Below are 16638 nucleotides of genomic sequence, written 5' to 3'. Positions count from 1 at the left end.
GGGCAACCCCGCCCCCGCGGCCCCCCCCGCCCAGGGGACCAACCGCCCCGGAAGCTGGCCGACCGCCTCCACCCCCGGCAGCGGCACCGCCACCCCGGCCCCGGCCGCGCCGTCCCCCGCCCCGGCACCCGCGGCCAACCGCCCCGGAGGCTGGCCGACGGCGGCCCCTGCGGGCAGCGGGGCCGCGCAGCCTCCCGCCGCCACACCACCGGCCGCCCAGGCCGTGCCTCCCGCCGCGCCCCCGGCGCAGAGCGCACCGGCACCGGCCGCCCCCGCCGCGCAGTACACCGGCGGCGGCCCCGACCCCCGCTCCCTCTGGCCGAACATCCTGGAGGCGGTGAAGAACCGCCGCCGCTTCACCTGGATCCTGCTGAGCCAGAACGCCCAGGTGGCGGGCTTCGACGGGACCACGCTCCAGCTCGGCTTCGTGAACGCCGGAGCCAGGGACAACTTCGCCTCCAGCGGCAGCGAGGACGTGCTGCGGCAGGCGCTGACGGAGCAGTTCGGGGTGCAGTGGAAGGTCGAGGCGATCGTCGACCCGTCGGGCGGCTCCGCGCCGCCGCCCGCCGCGAGCGGGTTCGGCGGTGGCGCTCCGGCGGCCCCACGCCCCGCGCCCCAGCAGTCCGCGCCGCAGCAGGCGCCCGCCCAGTCCTCGGCGTCGTACCAGCCGCAGCGGGACCAGCAATCGCCCCCGCCCACCCAGCAGCAGCAAGGCTCCGCGGCCCCTTCGTCCCCCTCCTCCCGGACGTCCGCCCAGTCCGCCCAGCCCTCCCGCTCCTCCTCCCGGTCCAGCCCGCCCTGGGCGCCGGAACATGTGTCTCCGGAGGACGACATCCCGGCGGACGACGACCCGGACCTCGTCGACTCCGCCCTGTCCGGACACGACCTGATCGTCCGCGAGCTGGGCGCGACGGTGGTCGAGGAGTACACGAACGAGTAAGGACAACGAGTAAGGACAACGAGGAAGGGCCCGTGCAGGGGCAACGTGTATGGGCCTGGAACAAAGATCCGGAGCAAGGGCCTGGAGCAAGGGCCTGAGGCGTTGGCCCGGAGCAAGGGCCTGGAGGAAGCTACAGCGCCCCGTCGCCCGCCGCCTCGGACACCCGAACAAACCCACCCCGCCCGCCGGGCTAGGCTGACCCCGTGAAGGTCCTCGTCATCGGCAGCGGTGCCCGCGAACACGCCCTGTGCCGCTCCTTGTCCCTCGACCCCGCGGTCACCGCCCTGCACTGCGCCCCCGGCAACGCCGGCATCGCGGATGTGGCCGAGCTGCACCAGGTGGACGCCCTGGACGGCGCCGCCGTGGCCGCGCTCGCCGCGGGGCTCGGCGCCGAGCTCGTCGTCGTGGGGCCGGAGGCGCCGCTCGTCGCCGGGGTCGCCGACGCCGTGCGCGCGGCCGGTATCCCGTGCTTCGGCCCCTCCAAGGAGGCGGCGCGGCTCGAAGGCTCCAAGGCCTTCGCCAAGGACGTGATGGCGGGCGCGGGCGTGCCCACCGCCCGCTCCTACGTCTGCACCACACCCGCGGAGATCGACGAGGCCCTCGACGCCTTCGGTGCTCCGTACGTGGTCAAGGACGACGGTCTGGCCGCGGGCAAGGGCGTCGTCGTGACCGACGACGTCGAGCAGGCCCGCGCCCACGCGCTCGCCTGCGGGCGCGTCGTCATCGAGGAGTTCCTCGACGGCCCCGAGGTCTCCCTCTTCGCCGTCACCGACGGCGAGACCGTCGTACCGCTGCGCCCCGCCCAGGACTTCAAGCGCGCCCTCGACGGCGACGAAGGCCCCAACACCGGGGGCATGGGCGCCTACTCGCCGCTTCCGTGGGCGGACCCGAAGCTGGTCGACGAGGTCATGACGAGTGTCCTCCAGCCCACCGTCGACGAGCTCCGCCGCCGCGGCACCCCGTTCTCGGGGCTGCTTTACGCGGGTCTGGCGATCACCAGCCGCGGGGTACGGGTCATCGAGTTCAACGCACGCTTCGGCGACCCCGAGACCCAGGTCGTCCTCGCCCGCCTGGAGACCCCGCTCGGCGGCCTCCTCATGGCATCCGCGACCGGCACGCTCGCGGATCTGCCGCCGCTGCGCTGGAGCGACGAGGCGGCCGTCACGGTCGTCGTCGCCTCGCACAACTACCCCGGTACGCCGCGCACCGGCGACACCGTCGAGGGCCTCGCCGACGTGGCGGCCGAGGACGCCCCGCACGCGTACGTCCTGCACGCCGGAACCAGGCGCGAGGGCGACGCCGTGGTCAGCGCGGGCGGGCGCGTGCTCTCCGTGACGGCGACCGGCACCGACCTCGCGCAGGCGCGCGAGCGCGCGTACGCAGCGGTGTCCCGCATCCGCCTGGACGGTTCGCAGCACCGTACGGACATCGCGGAGAAGGCGGCGGCGGACGAGGGCGCGCAGGCCTGAGCACCCGAGCAGGTCGCCCTGCGGGAGTAGGTCGCCTTCCGGAGCAGACCGCCCTTCGGCAGCAGACCGCCCTGCCGGAGTGACCGCCCCTCCGGAGCACGTAGCCCCAGGGCGTTCGGGGCCCGCCGATTGTCGCGTCGCCGACGACGTTCCACCGCGTGGCGTTGCCGTACGAATGAGTGCCCGCGGGCCGTACGCCCGCCCTACGCCGCCCGTACGCCGTCCGTCCTACGCCCGTACGACGGTCGTAGGACGGCGACAGGCGTACCGACCGGCGCCGCGCCGGGCGGTGGATGTCGGCGCCGCCCCGTACCACCCCGCCTCCCGACCTCTCCACCCCCTGGGCCAGCTTTACCCAAAGCCATTCCATCGAGTGACCGCTCCGCCATCCGGCTGACGGTGCCCGGCGCCCCAACTAGGGTTCGGCGCAGGCATTCCGGCACCCAGAGCCAAACAGCCCACCGGCATTGCGATGTCAGTGACGGGTGCCACAGTGGGGGAGTGTGCAAAGCCATCGACGTGCGCCGTCGGCTCCGGTCACCGGCCGAGCTGTAGGCAGCAGGGGGTGACTCAGGTCGTGTCAGGGATGGGTGTGGAGGTGGGCGCGCGGGCAGCGCGCTCCCGGGCCCTCGCCGTGCTGCGTATCCGCAGTTGGGCGCTGGCCGTCGCCCTGTTGCCCGCGGCCGGCGCCGTCGTGCTGATCGCCGCCGCGGCCATGGGGCACATCGAGGGCGGCGGCTGGACCGCCGTGCGCTGGGCCGTGACGGTGCTCGCGGTGCTCGTGCTGCTCGGCGCGGGAGTCGTCGCGCTGGTCGTCGCGCGGGCCAGACCGGCCATGAGCCCGACGATCCCGATCACGGAGGCGTCCGCCCCCGACCTGTACCGCCTGGTACGGGACCTTGCGGACCGCCTGGAAGTGCCTGCGCCCTCGGCCATAGCGCTCACGCCGGACTGCGACAGTTGGCTGGAGGACCGCACGCACCGGGCACACGGCGCTGCGGCCGACGTCGGCGGGCCCGCGGCGGGAGCGGGCGGCGCCGGACGGGACAGCGCCGGACGGGACGGTGCGGGTCCCGGCCGGGAGCGCGGTGAGGCGACGGCGATACGAGGCGCGGGTGCGCCGCAGCGCCGGACCCCTGCCGCGCCGGTCCTGGTCATCGGCTCGCCGTTCCTGTGGTGGATGCGGGTCGGCGAGCTGCGGGCGGTCCTCGCCCCGGTCGTCGCGGGTACGGGCCCGTCGGCGCACCCGGACATAGCGGCGGCCCGCCGTTTCGTACGCGGCCTCGACGCGGCGGTGGCCGTCTCGGCGGCGCCGGGGCGCGGCCCGCTGGCGCGTCCCGTCCTCGGGGGCGTCGGCAGGGTGGCGCGGCTGCTGCTGCGCAGTTGCCGGGTGCACGCGGCGGAGATGGAGCGCGGGGTCGCGGCGGCGGCGTCCGAACGCGCCCAGACCGTGGACTACGGCGTGCGGATCGTCGCCCAGGAGCAGGTCGGCCTCGCGTACGCGGGGTGGGACCGGCTGCTGACCCGGGTCGCGCTGCCCGCCTGGCGGATGGGGCGCTGGCCGTCGCGGCTCGACGCGGGCGTGGTGTCCGCCCTCACCGAACTCTCCCGCAGGGACCGCCTCGCCGAAGGCTTCGCCTCCCGGCTCGGGGAGCGGCCCGCGTGCGACCTCCTTGAGGAGCCGGGGGTGGTGGACGAGGCGGCTTCGCTGCTCGCCGCCCGGCTGTTCCACGGTGGTCCCGCGGAGCCGGGGCCCGACTGGGCGCCGGTGGCCTGGCAGGAGTATCCGGACGAGGTCGTCGACCGGAAGTGGCGGGCCGACGCGGCGCGGTTGCACCGGGTTCTCGACTCGCTCGGGGTCGGCCCGTCCTCAGGGGTGGCGGGGGGCGACCCCGAGGGGCCGACGCTCGGCCGGGTGCTCGATCACCTGACGGATCCCGACGCGGGGGCCGCTGCCGGAGCCGCCGGGGCCGCCGGAGCCGCCGGAGCCGCCGGGACCGCCGGAGCCGCCGAAGCCTCCGGAGCCTCCGGGACCGCCGGGACCGCCGGGACCGCCGGGACCGCCGGGACCGCCGAAGCCTCCGGAGCCTCCGGGACCGCCGGAGCCGCCGAAGCCTCCGCAGCCGCCGAGACCGCCGAAGCCGCCGGGACCGCCGAAGCCGCCGGGGCCGCCGGGACCGAAGCAGCCGACTCCGACTCCGACCCCGGCCCCGCCCCCGACTTCGAGGACGCCGGGACCGAGGACGACCCCTCCGAGGGGCGTGGCGGCACGCTGGCCGCCGGTCTGAGCGCGGAGGTGGCCCGCGAGGAGGCCGCCGCGCCGCCGCGGTCCGCGCCGCCCGGGCAGGGGCCTGACGAGGCGCTGTGGGACGACGGCGTGCTGCCGTTGTTCCCCTTGCAGCCGCCGCGGTCGGGCAGGGAGTTGCTGGCCGACCACGTCACGGCGATGGTGTGCTGTGCGGCCGTCGACACGGCGGGGGCGGCGCCCGGGCTCGACTGGCTGGACGGTCCTTCGCTCCTGATACACGGTGAGCGGGCGGCCGATCTCGCGCCGCGCGTCCTCACCCTTGTCGAGGACGGCGACCCCGAGCCGCTCCGCTCCTGGCTCACCGACCTGGGCGTCCGCCCCGAAAAACCCGTCCGCCTGGTCTGACCCCGCCCCTCGCGGCCGCGCGCCGGACCGGAACCACCCCCTCCCACACGCGTCAATTCACGACGAACGGTGACGGCGCGCGTGCGTAATGTGATGTGCTGGGACCGGTAGCTGACAGAGCCACGCCGGAGGTGCCGAGCAGCGCCGTGCGGCAGCGCCGGACAGTGCCGAGGGGCGTCGGGACGGCGCCCGCGGTGCGGGACGGACCGGCCGCCGCGCCTCGTGAGGACGCGAGGAAGCCCGGCGTCCCGCAGTGGCCGACCCGCCGTACCCGCGGTGTCGACCAGGCTCGGCGGAGCGAGGGAGGGACACACGCATGGGACCGGAGCCGATCCGCCGCTGGGAGTCGGGCGCCCTCGCCCACGCAGTGACCGACCCGTTCGGCCAGGGCCCGCTGCCCTGGCTCCGCGGCGCCGAGCACTACTTCGACGACACCGGCCAGGTCGTCCCCTGGTACGTCGACCACGCCCCGGCCCCGGGCGCCACCGGGCCGCGGCCGAGGCCGGTGCCCGCCCCCCGTACCGCAGGCGCGGGACCCCGCACGGCCGACGACGTACGCCGTCAGATCAAGGGTTTCACCGGCACCGGCGCGGCCGCCCCCGGCGAGGCGATCGACTTCCACATCACGGTCGACCCGCCACAGGAATTCAGCGTGGACATCTACCGCATCGGCCACTACAGCGGCGACGGCGCCCGCAAGATCACCACGAGCCCGCGCCTCTCCGGCATCGTGCAGCCGCCCCCGCTGACGGCCGACCGCACGGTCTCCTGCCACCACTGGTGGCTGTCCTGGCGCCTGCAGATCCCGTCGTACTGGAACATCGGGGCGTACGTGGCCGTCCTCACGACCACCGACGGCTACCGCTCGCACGTCCCGTTCACGGTCAGGGACAGCGTCCACCCCGGTACGGGTGCCCTCGGCGCGCCCACGGCGGACCTGCTCGTGGTGCTGCCCGACATCACGTGGCAGGCGTACAACCTCTATCCGGAGGACGGCCGCACGGGCGCGAGCCTGTACCACGCGTGGGACGAGCACGGCGGCCTGCTCGGCGAGAGCGAGGCGGCGATCACGGTCTCCTTCGACCGCCCCTACGCGGGCGCGGGCCTGCCCCTGCACGTGGGCCACGCCTACGACTTCATCCGCTGGGCCGAGCGGTACGGCTACGACCTCGCGTACGCCGACACCCGGGACCTGCACGCGGGCCGCATCGACCCGACCCGGTACCGCGGCCTGGTGTTCCCCGGCCACGACGAGTACTGGTCCACGGCGATGCGCCGTACCACGGAGGACGCGCGTGAGCACGGCACGTCCCTCGTCTTCCTGTCCGCGAACACCATGTACTGGCAGGTGGAGCTCGGCCCTTCGCCCTCCGGCGTCCCCGACCGCCTGCTGACGTGCCGAAAACGCCGCGGCCCGGGCAAAGCGGCGCTGTGGCGTGAGATCGACGTCCCCGAGCAGCAGTTGATCGGCATCCAGTACGCGGGCCGGGTCCCGGAACCGCACCCGCTGATCGTCCGCAACGCCGACCACTGGCTGTGGGAGGCGACCGGCGCGCACGAGGGCGACGAGATCGACGGCCTGGTAGCGGGCGAGGCCGACCGCTATTTCCCACGCACCGCGCTCCCGGAGCACCGGGACCGCATCCTGCTCGCGCACTCCGCGTACGAGGACGGCGAGGGCACCGCACGCCACCAGGAGACGTCGCTGTACCGCGCCCCGTCCGGAGCCCTGGTCTTCGCCGCGGGCACCTTCGCCTGGTCACCCGCGCTCGACCGCCCGGGCCATGTGGACGCCAGGGTGCAGCGGGCGACGGCCAACCTCCTGGATCGCATCTGCAAGCGCGACTGACTCCGCGAACGAAGAACGTACAGCCGACCGCTGGGACAACCCCTGGCCAAAACTGTCCTCCGAGTACGGGACAATCGAGGCCATTGGACAGAACCACGGGGAGGAACCGTGTCCGGATTCGTCGAAAAGCCCGAGCCGCTCCAGGTTCCGGGTCTGGTGCATCTGCACACCGGAAAGGTGCGCGAGCTGTACCGGAACGAGGCGGGCGACCTCGTGATGGTCGCCAGTGACCGCATGTCCGCGTACGACTGGGTGCTGCCGACGGAGATCCCCGACAAGGGGCGCGTCCTGACCCGGTTGTCGCTGTGGTGGTTCGACCAGCTCGCCGACCTGGCCCCCAACCACGTCGTGTCGACGGAGCTGCCGCCCGGCGCGCCCGCCGACTGGGAGGGCCGCACCCTCATCTGCAAGTCCCTCGCGATGGTGCCGGTGGAGTGCGTGGCCCGCGGCTATCTGACGGGGTCAGGGCTCGCCGAGTACCAGGAGACCCGTACCGTCTGCGGCCTCGCCCTGCCCGAGGGCCTGGTCGACGGCTCCGAGCTGCCCGCGCCGATCTTCACACCGGCCACGAAGGCCGAGGTCGGCGAGCACGACGAGAACGTGACGTACGAGGAGGTCGCCCGGCAGGTCGGCGCGGAGACAGCGGCGCAGTTGCGCCAGACGACCCTCGCCGTCTACTCCCGCGCCCGGGACATCGCGCGGGAGCGTGGGGTGATCCTCGCGGACACCAAGTTCGAGTTCGGCCACTCCACGGGCGACCAGGGCGAGGAGCCCGTCCTGGTGCTCGCGGACGAGGTGCTCACGCCGGACTCGTCCCGCTTCTGGCCCGCGGACGTCTGGGAGCCGGGGCACGCACAGCCGTCCTTCGACAAGCAGTACGTCAGGAACTGGCTGACCTCGCCGGAGTCCAACTGGGACCGCAAGGGCGAGCTGCCGCCTCCGCCGCTGCCGGAGGAGGTCGTGGCGGCCACGCGCGCCAAGTACATCGAGGCGTACGAGCGTCTGACGGGCTTGCCCTGGGCGTAGGACGCCGCCGCGCGGACGCGGCCCGGACGCGATGAAGCCCCGGACACGACGAAGCCCCCCGGTTCCGAGAACCGGGGGGCTTCTTGTGGAGCGGACGACCAGGTTCGAACTGGCGACCTCAACCTTGGCAAGGTTGCGCTCTACCAACTGAGCTACGTCCGCGCTGCGCCGAAGCGCGAAAGCCACTATACCCAACCTCGCTCGCGCGCGAGACGCACCGCCGCATGCCGGTTCTCCGCACCGATCTTGTTGACCGCCGACGAGAGGTAGTTGCGGACGGTGCCCTGGGACAGGGCGGCCCGCTCCGCGATCTCCGACACGGGTGCGCCGTCGGCGGCGAGTTCGAGCACTTCGGCCTCGCGGACGGTGAGCGGGGAGTCGCCCGCGGAGATCGCGTCGGCGGCCAACTCCTGGTCCACGTAGCGGTTTCCCGCGTGGACGGTACGGATGATCTCGGCGAGGCGCTGGGCGCTGACCGTCTTGGGGACGAACCCCCGCACACCGGCTTCGAGGGCCCTTTTGAGGTGTCCCGGGCGGCCGTGGCTGGTCACGATCATGGTGCGGCAGGCGGGGAGTTCACCTCGTAGGGATGTGGCGACACTCACACCGTCGGCGCCCGGCATCTCCAGGTCAAGGACGGCGACGTCGGGCCGGTGGGCGCGGGCCATGGCGAGGGCTTCGGGTCCGGACGCGGCCTCTGCGACGACCACGAGGTCGTCCTCCAGGGCGAGGAGGGCGGCGAGCGCGCCCCGGATCAGATGCTCGTCGTCGGCGAGCAGCACACGCACGATGGTCATGAGGTGCCCTCCGAAACCCGCACATCGCCCGCGTCGCCGGAGGCATTACCGCCCTCGTCACCGGAAGCCGCCGCGCCCCTGGAGGCACCACCGCCCCCGTCACCGGAAGCCACCGCGCCCCCGGAGCCTGCCCCGCCACCGGCGACCCGAGTCGCGCCCCCGGAACCGCCTCCGCCCCCGTCATCCCCCTCGGGCAACGGCACCCGTGCCGTGAGCCGGAAGCGGCCGTCCGCCGAGGTGTGTTCCAGGGTGCCGTTCACGGTGGTGAGCCGTTCGCGCAGGCCGTTGAGTCCGGTGCCGCCGGTTCGGGCGGGGCCGCCGCTGACGGGGGCAGCCTCGGGCGCTCCGTCGTTCTCGATGGTCAACTCCGTACGTCCTTCCGTCGCCGTTACCGTGATGGTGCAGTGCTGCGCGTTGCCGTGCCGCAGCACATTGGTGGTGCCCTCGCGCACGACCCACCCGAGCGCGGCCTGTACGGCCGTGGGCAGTCCCGCGGAGGTGCCGGTCACCCGGCAGGTGATCCCCGCGGCCTCCAGGACGCCCTGGGCTCCGGCGAGTTCGGCGCCGAGCTCCGCCTCGCGGTAGCCGCGGACGACGTCCCGGATCTCCCGCTGGGTCTCCCGGGCGATCCGCTGTACCTCGACCATCTGGTCCTCCGCCTCGGGCCGCCCGCGCCGGGCGAGCTGGACGGCGAGTTCGCTCTTGAGGGCGATGACGGCGAGGTTGCGCCCCATGACGTCGTGCAGGTCGCGGCCGAAGCGCAGCCGTTCCTCGGCGACGGCGAGCCGCCCCTCGGTCTCGCGGGCCCGTTCGGCCTCCCACATCACGGCCAGGCTCCAGGCTCCGCACCGGGAGGCCAGGAGGGAGATCCCGCCGCCCAGGGCTACGAGCATGACCAGACCGACGAGCTGCCCACCGCGCTGGCCGACGGCGGCGGCGCCCGCCACAAGCAGGGCGGCCACCAGACCGAGGCGGCGGCAGTAGCTCGGGACGGGGACGAGGAAGGCGAGGATCTGGGCGTACGGGCTGATCAGGAACAGCGCGGCCAGTTTCAGGGCGCCGCCCTCGCCGCCCTCGACGCCGTCGAAGCGCTGGAGCGAGAGGGTGAGGGCGAGCACGACGAGGGTCAGGCCGAACATGACGGCCAGGTCGCGGCGCGGGTAGTCCGCCTGCCCCAGATAGTGGTCGAGCGACCGCCGGAGCATGCGGTTGACCTGCGCGCACTGCAAGGCGGCCACCACGATCATCGACCAGCCGACGAGCTGCACGGAGGTCTCGTGGCGCAGGCTCAGACCCACCGGCAGCACACACCAGCTCACGAGGAAGATCCACGGCATGGTGTGCCACATGATCAGGCTCTGCAGCTCGACCTGTTTGATCTTCCGCAGGCCGCGCCAGTCGCTCCGCAGCTTCCCGATCCGGCCCACCACCGCGTGACTCCTTCGTCCCTTTCGGTCCCTTTGCGGGTTCCCGGCCGATTGCGGCCCCCCTGCCGACGCGACTGACGCGGCCGACGCGACTGACGCAGCCGACGCGACTGACGCAGCCGACGCGGCCGACGCGGCGGTCAGCGCCGCGGCTCCCAGCGGAACCACCTCTTCACAGCAAACACGCCGAGGGCGATCCAGGCCACCGCGATCAGGATGGCGCGCAGCCCCTCGCCCGCGCCGAGCTCCCCGGTCCAGCCGCCGCGGATCAGCGCGATCACCGGAGACAGCGGAAGCAGTTCACACACGGAGGCCAGCTTGTCCGGCATGACTTCGAGCGGCAGGGTCGCGCCGGAGCCGAGCAGCGAGGCGAAGAGCAGCGGCATCACCATGACCTGGGCGCTCTCCACGCTCCGGCTGACGATCGAGGTGACCGCCGCGAGCAGCGGGAACATCACGAGCCCCAGGAGGAGCCCCAGGACCACATAGTGCGCGGCGCCGGGCGTGCCCACGTCGAGCAGGGCGGCGCACATGCCCATCAGGACGAGGGACTGGACGAGCCCGATGGCGACGGAGGGCAGCGCGGCGCCCGCGAGGATCTCCACGTCCCGCACCTCGCCGGTGCGCAGGCGCTTGAGCACGAGTTCCTCGCGCCGGGCCGCGTACACGCTGACCAGTGCGGAGTACACGGCGAACAGGAGCGAGAAGGCGATCGCGGACGGCAGCAGGACCGAGCCCATGGAGAGGCCGGTGCCGTCGAGGTCCATGTTCTTGACCGTCGACTTCATGGTGAACGGCACCACTAGCGGCACGAAGAGCGCCGCGAACAGCGTGCCCTTGGCCCGGCCGAGCAGGGTCAGCTCCGCCCGTGCCAGGGCGAGGAGGCGGCATGCCGGGGTGGTGAGGGCGGCGGAGCGGGCGGACCCGGGGCCCCGGGGGCCGGTCGTGGGTGTGGCCGTGGCGCTCATCGCACGGTCTCCTTCTCGTTCGTCGCGTCCTTGGCGATCTGGAGGAACGCCTCCTCCAGGGAGGCGGCGCGCACGTCGAGCCGGCGCAGTTCGACCCCGGTGTCCTTGGCCCAGGTGAGCAGCGCGGTGGCGGCGCGCTGGAGTTCGTCGGTGCGCAGCCGCAGGGTGCGGCCCTGTACGTCGTGTCCGGTGACGCCGAGCTGCGCGAGGGGCGGGAGGTCGCCGGGGAAGTACCCGTCGGGCAGTTCGAAGGAGATCTGCGACGGCTGGGAGGCGACGACGTCGGCGACGCGGCCGGTGGCGGCGATCCGGCCCTCGTGCAGGATCGCGAGGCGGTCGGCGAGCTGCTCGGCCTCTTCCAGGTAGTGGGTGGTGAGCAGCACCGTGGTGCCCTGGTCGCGCAGGGCGCGCACCAAGTCCCAGGTCTCGCGGCGGCCTTCGGCGTCGAGGCCGGTGGTGGGCTCGTCGAGGAACAGCACCTCGGGGTCGCCGATGAGGGCCATCGCGAGGTCGAGGCGGCGCTTCTCGCCGCCGGAGAGCTGCTTGACCCGGACACCGCCGCGCCCGCTGAGGCCGACGGACGCGAGGACGTCGGCGGTGGCCCTGGCGCCGCTGGTGCAGTTGGCCCACATGCGCGCCGTCTCGTCGACGGTCAGCTCGGAGGGGAAGCCGCCTTCCTGGAGCATGACGCCGGTCCGCGGCCGGACCGCGGCCCGCTCCCGGTACGGGTCGTGCCCGAGCACGCGCACGGTGCCGCCGGTGGGCCGGGCGAGGCCTTCGAGGACTTCGAGGGTGGACGTCTTGCCCGCGCCGTTCGTGCCGAGCAGGGCGAACAGTTCACCGCGGCCCACGGTGAAGGAGGTGCCCCTGACCGCCTCGAAGCCGCCTGTGTAGCTGCGCCGCAGGTCGGTCACGTCGATCACTTGATCAGTCATGACTCAAGGCTCGTCGGCGGCGAGGAGCTCCGGCAGTGCGCGGTGTCATCAGCGCACATGACAAATGTCAGTGTGCCCGCGCGGCAGCGGTAGCAAAAAACCCCGCTGTCGGTGACAGCGGGGTTCTCTCTGTGGAGCGAACGACGAGGTTCGAACTCGCGACCTCAACCTTGGCAAGGTTGCGCTCTACCAACTGAGCTACGTTCGCATTGCCTCCGACCAGCTCTCACTGATCGGCGCGAGCACCAGCTTACCGCACCCGGATGGGTGGTCGGTGAGCGGTGCGGAGCGGGTGACAGGAATTGCACACTGCGCCTTCCCCCTGGAAGGGGGATGTTCTACTACTGAACTACACCCGCACGACTCCTCGGGGTTTTGGCCTTTCGGCTTCGCCCCTCGGCGTGCTCCAGACTCTAGCTGACCAGCGGGGGTGCTGCGCAAGTCGGTTGCGCGAGCACCTGCCGAGGTTCCTCGGCGCGGTTGCGTGAGCACCCCCGCCGAGGTTCCCCGGCCCGGGTCAGTTGGCGGCTTCGAACGCCTCGTACACCTTCTTCGGGATCCGGCCGCGCGGCGGCACGTCCAGTTGGTGCGAGCGGGCCCAGGCGCGCACGGCGGCGGGGTCCGGTGTCACCGCCGTGTGCCGGTAGACCTTGCCGGACTTCGACTGCTTGCGGGCCGCCTCCAGGTAGGGGGCAAGGACCTTGCGGAGTTTTTCGGCATTGGTTTGGTTGAGGTCGATCTCGTACGACTTCCCGTCAAGACCGAACGCGACCGTTTCCGCCGCTTCTGAGCCGTCCATGTCGTCATGGAGAGTGACCACGACACGCTGCGCCACGAATATCGGTCCTTTCGTGCGACCTCACCGCATTGACGTGCGACGACGTCCGGTGATGCCGACTGTCCGGCAGTTATGGGACAAAGTATCGGCTATTGCCAATTCCTTTGTACAGTGCCTGGCATTGAATGATGGAGCGGTGGAAAACTTACCGCGTGTTCCGGTGACGCGTCCCGGGAGAATACGGTCTTGCCGGGCGCTTCTCCAGCAGGGTGGTGCGGCGGGGCGGCGGACGCAATGCCGAGCTGTGATCTTTTCCAGGATTTTTCGCGTACGTGTCCTGTCCGACGCCGGGCCGACCCCTGGTCAAGTGACTGCGGTCACGTATGTTCCCACGAATCTACGCGAGTAGAAATTTCGTACGGGTAGTCTGAAGGAACCTGCTCAGCACCACACACCGGGAGTGCCAGTGGCACGCGTCGTAGTCGACGTCATGCTCAAGCCGGAGATCCTCGACCCCCAGGGACAGGCGGTGCAGCGTGCACTGCCGCGCCTCGGATTCCAGGGGATCTCCGACGTACGTCAGGGAAAGCGCTTCGAACTCGAGGTGGACGGGCCGGTGGACGACGCCGCGCTCGCCCGTATCCACGAGTTGGCGGAAACCTTCCTCGCCAACACCGTGATCGAGGACTTCGTAGTAAAGGTCGAAGAGCCCGCGGTGGAGGCGAAGTGACTGCTCGAATCGGAGTCGTCACTTTTCCGGGAACGCTCGACGACAGGGACACCCAGCGCGCCGTCCGTGTCGCGGGCGCGGAAGCCGTGCCGCTGTGGCACCGCGACAAGGACCTGAAGCAGGTCGACGCGGTGGTCCTGCCGGGCGGTTTCTCCTACGGCGACTATCTGCGCGCGGGTGCCATCTCCCGTTTTTCGCCGGTGATGGAGTCGGTCATCGAGCAGGCCAAGGCGGGAATGCCGGTACTCGGCATCTGCAACGGCTTCCAGGTCCTGACCGAGACGCACCTGCTGCCCGGCGCGATGCTGCGCAACAACCACCTGCACTTCATCTGCCGTGACCAGAAGCTGCGCGTGGAGACCAACTCGACCGCCTGGACGGCCGATTACGAGACCGGCCAGGAGATCTCGATCCCGCTGAAGAACATCGACGGGCGGTACGTGGCGGACGAGCGCACCCTCGACATGCTTGAGGCCGAGGGCCGGGTCGCCTTCCGGTACCTGGACGTGAACCCGAACGGCTCGCTGCGCGACATCGCCGGCATCACGAACGAGGCCGGGAACGTGGTGGGCCTGATGCCGCACCCCGAGCACGCCGTGGAGCCCCTCGTGGGCACGGGCCGCACGGACGGCCTCGGCTTCTTCACCTCGATCCTGAAGAACCTGGTGGGTGCACGATGACCCTGGACACCGTCAAGAACGCCGAGCAGACCCCCGAGGCCGGCCAGCCCTGGGCGGACCTCGGCCTGAAGCCGGACGAGTACGAGCGCATCCGCGAGATCCTCGGCCGCCGCCCGACCGGTGCCGAACTCGCCATGTACTCGGTCATGTGGTCCGAGCACTGCTCGTACAAGAGCAGCAAGGTGCATCTGAAGCAGTTCGGCGAGAAGGTCCCCGCCAACGACGCGATGCTCGTCGGCATCGGCGAGAACGCGGGCGTCGTCGACGTAGGCCAGGGCTACGCGGTCACCTTCAAGGTCGAGTCGCACAACCACCCCAGCTACATCGAGCCGTACCAGGGCGCGGCGACCGGTGTCGGCGGCATCGTGCGCGACATCCTCGCGATGGGCGCGCGCCCGGTCGCGGTCGTGGACCCGCTGCGCTTCGGCGCCGCGGACCACCCCGACACCAAGCGCGTGCTCCCGGGTGTGGTCGCGGGCATCGGCGGCTACGGCAACTGCCTGGGCCTGCCGAACATCGGCGGCGAGGTCGTCTTCGACTCCTGTTACCAGGGCAACCCGCTGGTCAACGCGGGCTGCATCGGCGTCATGAAGCACGAGGACATCCACCTCGCGAAGGCGTCGGGCACGGGCAACAAGGTCATCCTGTACGGGGCCCGCACGGGCGGCGACGGCATCGGCGGCGTCTCCGTACTGGCCTCGGAGACCTTCGAGGCAGCCGATCCCGACGGGGTCACCGCCAATCGCCCGGCGGTCCAGGTAGGCGACCCCTTCCAGGAAAAACTCCTGATCGAGTGCACCCTGGAGATCTTCAAGGAGAACCTGGTAGCGGGCATCCAGGACCTGGGCGGCGCAGGGCTCTCCTGCGCCACCAGCGAGCTGGCCTCGGCAGGCTCCGGCGGTATGCGCGTCGACCTGGACACGGTCCCGCTTCGCGATTCCACACTCTCTCCCGAGGAAATCCTCATGAGCGAGTCGCAGGAGCGCATGTGCGCGGTCGTCGAACCGGGCAAGGTCGACCGGTTCATGGAGATCTGCGAGAAGTGGGACGTCATCGCGACCGTCATCGGTGAGGTGACGGAGGGCGAGCGCCTGGAGATCTTCTGGCACGGCGAGCAGATCGTGGACGTGCCGCCGCGCACGGTGGCGCACGAGGGCCCGGTGTACCAGCGCCCCTACGCGCGCCCGACCTGGCAGGACGCACTCCAGGCCGACGACGCCAACAAACTCCCGCGCCCGGCGAACGCCACCGAACTGCGCGACCAGGTCCTCAAGCTGATCGCCTCCCCGAACCAGGCTTCGAAGGCGTGGATCACGGACCAGTACGACCGCTTCGTCCAGGGCAACACGATCCTCGCGCAGCCCGAGGACGCGGGCATGGTCCGCGTCGACGAGGACACGAACCTGGGCGTGGCGATGGCGACGGACGGCAACGGCCGGTACGCGAAGCTGGACCCGTACGCGGGCGCGCAACTGGCGCTCGCGGAGTCGTACCGCAACGTCGCGGCGTCCGGCGCCAAGCCGCTCGCCATCTCCAACTGCCTGAACTTCGGTTCGCCCGAGGACCCGGACGTGATGTGGCAGTTCGCGGAGGCCACGCGCGGTCTCGCGGACGCCTGCCTCCAGCTCGGCACCCCGGTGACCGGCGGCAACGTCTCGCTCTACAACCAGACCGGTGAGACGGCGATCCACCCGACCCCGGTCGTCGCCGTGCTCGGCGTGATCGACGACGTCACGCGCCGCACGCCGATCGCGTTCAAGGAAGAGGGCCAGCTCCTCTACCTGCTCGGCGAGACGCACGAGGAGTTCGGCGGCTCGGCCTGGTCGCAGGTCGTGCACGACCACCTCGGCGGCCTGCCGCCCAAGGTCGACCTGGAGCGCGAGCGCCTTCTCGCGGAGATCCTGATCTCGGCGTCCCGGGACGGCATGATCGACGCCGCGCACGACCTCTCGGACGGCGGCCTGATCCAGGCGGTCGTCGAGTCCTGCCTGCGCGGCGGCACCGGCGCCCGCCTGGTGGTACCGGACGACCTGGACGCCTTCACGTTCCTCCTCAGCGAGTCCGCGGGCCGCGCGGTCGTCTCCGTGCCCCGCAGCGAGGAACTGCGCTTCACCGACATGTGCGGCGCGCGGGGCCTGCCGGCCACGCGCATCGGCGTGGTGGACGGCACGGTGTCCGACGCGAACGCGGTGGTCGAGGTGCAGGGCGAGTTCGCGCTGCCCCTGGAGGAGCTGCGGACGGCGCACACGCAGACGATCCCGGGCCTGTTCGCCTGACCGACCCCTGCACTCGCCAAGCCAGAGCCCCCGCCCGGACCAGTTCGGATCCCGGCCGGGGGCTCTGCTGTAGTGAATCGCACCCCCAAACCAATCCTCACCCAAACATC

12 protein-coding genes, 3 tRNA genes and 1 pseudogene are annotated in these 16638 nt (G+C 72.0%); 8 read left to right on the top strand and 8 right to left on the bottom strand.

Going from position 1 to position 16638, the window contains the following annotated elements; translation table 11 throughout:
* From IG78_RS0128465 to IG78_RS0128445, 5 genes and pseudogenes are all read left to right on the top strand, one after another.
* Nucleotides 1-940 (top strand): annotated as a pseudogene (locus IG78_RS0128465) (DNA polymerase III subunit gamma and tau); the annotation flags it as partial.
* Between the two features lie 203 nt (nucleotides 941-1143).
* Nucleotides 1144-2409 (top strand): phosphoribosylamine--glycine ligase, encoded by a 1266-nt coding sequence (gene purD / locus IG78_RS0128460; RefSeq protein WP_030568204.1) that lies wholly within the window; start codon nucleotides 1144-1146, stop codon nucleotides 2407-2409.
* A gap of 586 nt (nucleotides 2410-2995) precedes the next feature.
* On the top strand, nucleotides 2996-5062 hold the full coding sequence (locus IG78_RS50290; RefSeq protein WP_030568202.1) for a hypothetical protein: 2067 nt from the start codon (nucleotides 2996-2998) through the stop codon (nucleotides 5060-5062).
* Between the two features lie 316 nt (nucleotides 5063-5378).
* Nucleotides 5379-6911, top strand: a complete 1533-nt coding sequence (locus IG78_RS0128450) for a N,N-dimethylformamidase beta subunit family domain-containing protein (protein WP_030568200.1) — start codon at nucleotides 5379-5381, stop codon at nucleotides 6909-6911.
* A gap of 108 nt (nucleotides 6912-7019) precedes the next feature.
* On the top strand, nucleotides 7020-7937 hold the full coding sequence (locus tag IG78_RS0128445) for a phosphoribosylaminoimidazolesuccinocarboxamide synthase (RefSeq protein ID WP_030568198.1): 918 nt from the start codon (nucleotides 7020-7022) through the stop codon (nucleotides 7935-7937).
* A gap of 86 nt (nucleotides 7938-8023) precedes the next feature.
* Here the strand turns inward: IG78_RS0128445 and IG78_RS0128440 are convergent.
* From IG78_RS0128440 to IG78_RS0128405, 8 genes are all read right to left on the bottom strand, one after another.
* Nucleotides 8024-8099 (bottom strand) — tRNA-Gly (locus IG78_RS0128440).
* Nucleotides 8100-8122: 23 nt separating this feature from the next.
* Nucleotides 8123-8734, bottom strand: a complete 612-nt coding sequence (locus IG78_RS0128435) for a response regulator transcription factor (protein ID WP_030568196.1) — start codon at nucleotides 8732-8734, stop codon at nucleotides 8123-8125.
* Nucleotides 8731-10164: a sensor histidine kinase gene (locus tag IG78_RS0128430; protein WP_063760808.1), complete on the bottom strand. Its 1434-nt coding sequence runs from the start codon at nucleotides 10162-10164 to the stop codon at nucleotides 8731-8733. Before IG78_RS0128430 ends, IG78_RS0128435 begins: the two co-directional genes overlap by 4 nt.
* A gap of 137 nt (nucleotides 10165-10301) precedes the next feature.
* Nucleotides 10302-11129, bottom strand: a complete 828-nt coding sequence (locus IG78_RS0128425; RefSeq protein ID WP_030568192.1) for an ABC transporter permease — start codon at nucleotides 11127-11129, stop codon at nucleotides 10302-10304.
* Nucleotides 11126-12064, bottom strand: a complete 939-nt coding sequence (locus IG78_RS0128420; RefSeq protein WP_030568190.1) for an ABC transporter ATP-binding protein — start codon at nucleotides 12062-12064, stop codon at nucleotides 11126-11128. Before IG78_RS0128420 ends, IG78_RS0128425 begins: the two co-directional genes overlap by 4 nt.
* A 132-nt stretch (nucleotides 12065-12196) precedes the next feature.
* Nucleotides 12197-12272: transfer RNA gene (locus tag IG78_RS0128415), tRNA-Gly, on the bottom strand.
* A 79-nt stretch (nucleotides 12273-12351) separates the two neighbouring features.
* A tRNA-Gly gene (locus IG78_RS0128410) sits at nucleotides 12352-12423 on the bottom strand.
* A gap of 158 nt (nucleotides 12424-12581) precedes the next feature.
* Nucleotides 12582-12899: a histone-like nucleoid-structuring protein Lsr2 gene (locus IG78_RS0128405; protein WP_030568188.1), complete on the bottom strand. Its 318-nt coding sequence runs from the start codon at nucleotides 12897-12899 to the stop codon at nucleotides 12582-12584.
* A gap of 409 nt (nucleotides 12900-13308) precedes the next feature.
* Between IG78_RS0128405 and purS the strand changes: the two genes are divergently transcribed.
* The 3 genes from purS to purL are packed head-to-tail and all read left to right on the top strand — an operon-like array spanning nucleotide 13309 to nucleotide 16528.
* Nucleotides 13309-13572, top strand: a complete 264-nt coding sequence (purS, locus tag IG78_RS0128400; RefSeq protein ID WP_030568185.1) for a phosphoribosylformylglycinamidine synthase subunit PurS — start codon at nucleotides 13309-13311, stop codon at nucleotides 13570-13572.
* Nucleotides 13569-14252 carry a phosphoribosylformylglycinamidine synthase subunit PurQ gene (gene purQ / locus IG78_RS0128395; protein WP_030568184.1) on the top strand — a complete coding sequence of 228 codons (684 nt, stop codon included), beginning with the start codon at nucleotides 13569-13571 and terminating at the stop codon, nucleotides 14250-14252. The genes purS and purQ overlap by 4 nt, the downstream gene beginning before the upstream one ends.
* Nucleotides 14249-16528, top strand: coding sequence for a phosphoribosylformylglycinamidine synthase subunit PurL (gene purL / locus IG78_RS0128390; protein ID WP_030568182.1), 2280 nt, complete (start codon nucleotides 14249-14251; stop codon nucleotides 16526-16528). Before purQ ends, purL begins: the two co-directional genes overlap by 4 nt.
* The last annotated feature ends 110 nt before the right edge of the window (nucleotides 16529-16638 follow it).

Origin of the sequence: Streptomyces aureocirculatus (genome assembly GCF_000720475.1) — a bacterium.
Taxonomy (GTDB): Bacteria; Actinomycetota; Actinomycetes; order Streptomycetales; family Streptomycetaceae; genus Streptomyces; species Streptomyces aureocirculatus.
This window is presented reverse-complemented; position numbering and strand designations above follow the sequence as displayed.

What these genes read in the sequence shown, in the direction of transcription:
- IG78_RS50290 (WP_030568202.1), top strand. Translation starts at nt 2,996, where the DNA reads ATGGGTGTGGAGGTGGGCGCGCGGGCAGCGCGCTCCCGGGCCCTCGCC.
- purL (WP_030568182.1), top strand. Translation starts at nt 14,249, where the DNA reads ATGACCCTGGACACCGTCAAGAACGCCGAGCAGACCCCCGAGGCCGGC.
- IG78_RS0128425 (WP_030568192.1), bottom strand. Translation starts at nt 11,129, where the DNA reads ATGAGCGCCACGGCCACACCCACGACCGGCCCCCGGGGCCCCGGGTCC.
- IG78_RS0128420 (WP_030568190.1), bottom strand. Translation starts at nt 12,064, where the DNA reads ATGACTGATCAAGTGATCGACGTGACCGACCTGCGGCGCAGCTACACA.
- IG78_RS0128450 (WP_030568200.1), top strand. Translation starts at nt 5,379, where the DNA reads ATGGGACCGGAGCCGATCCGCCGCTGGGAGTCGGGCGCCCTCGCCCAC.
- IG78_RS0128435 (WP_030568196.1), bottom strand. Translation starts at nt 8,734, where the DNA reads ATGACCATCGTGCGTGTGCTGCTCGCCGACGACGAGCATCTGATCCGG.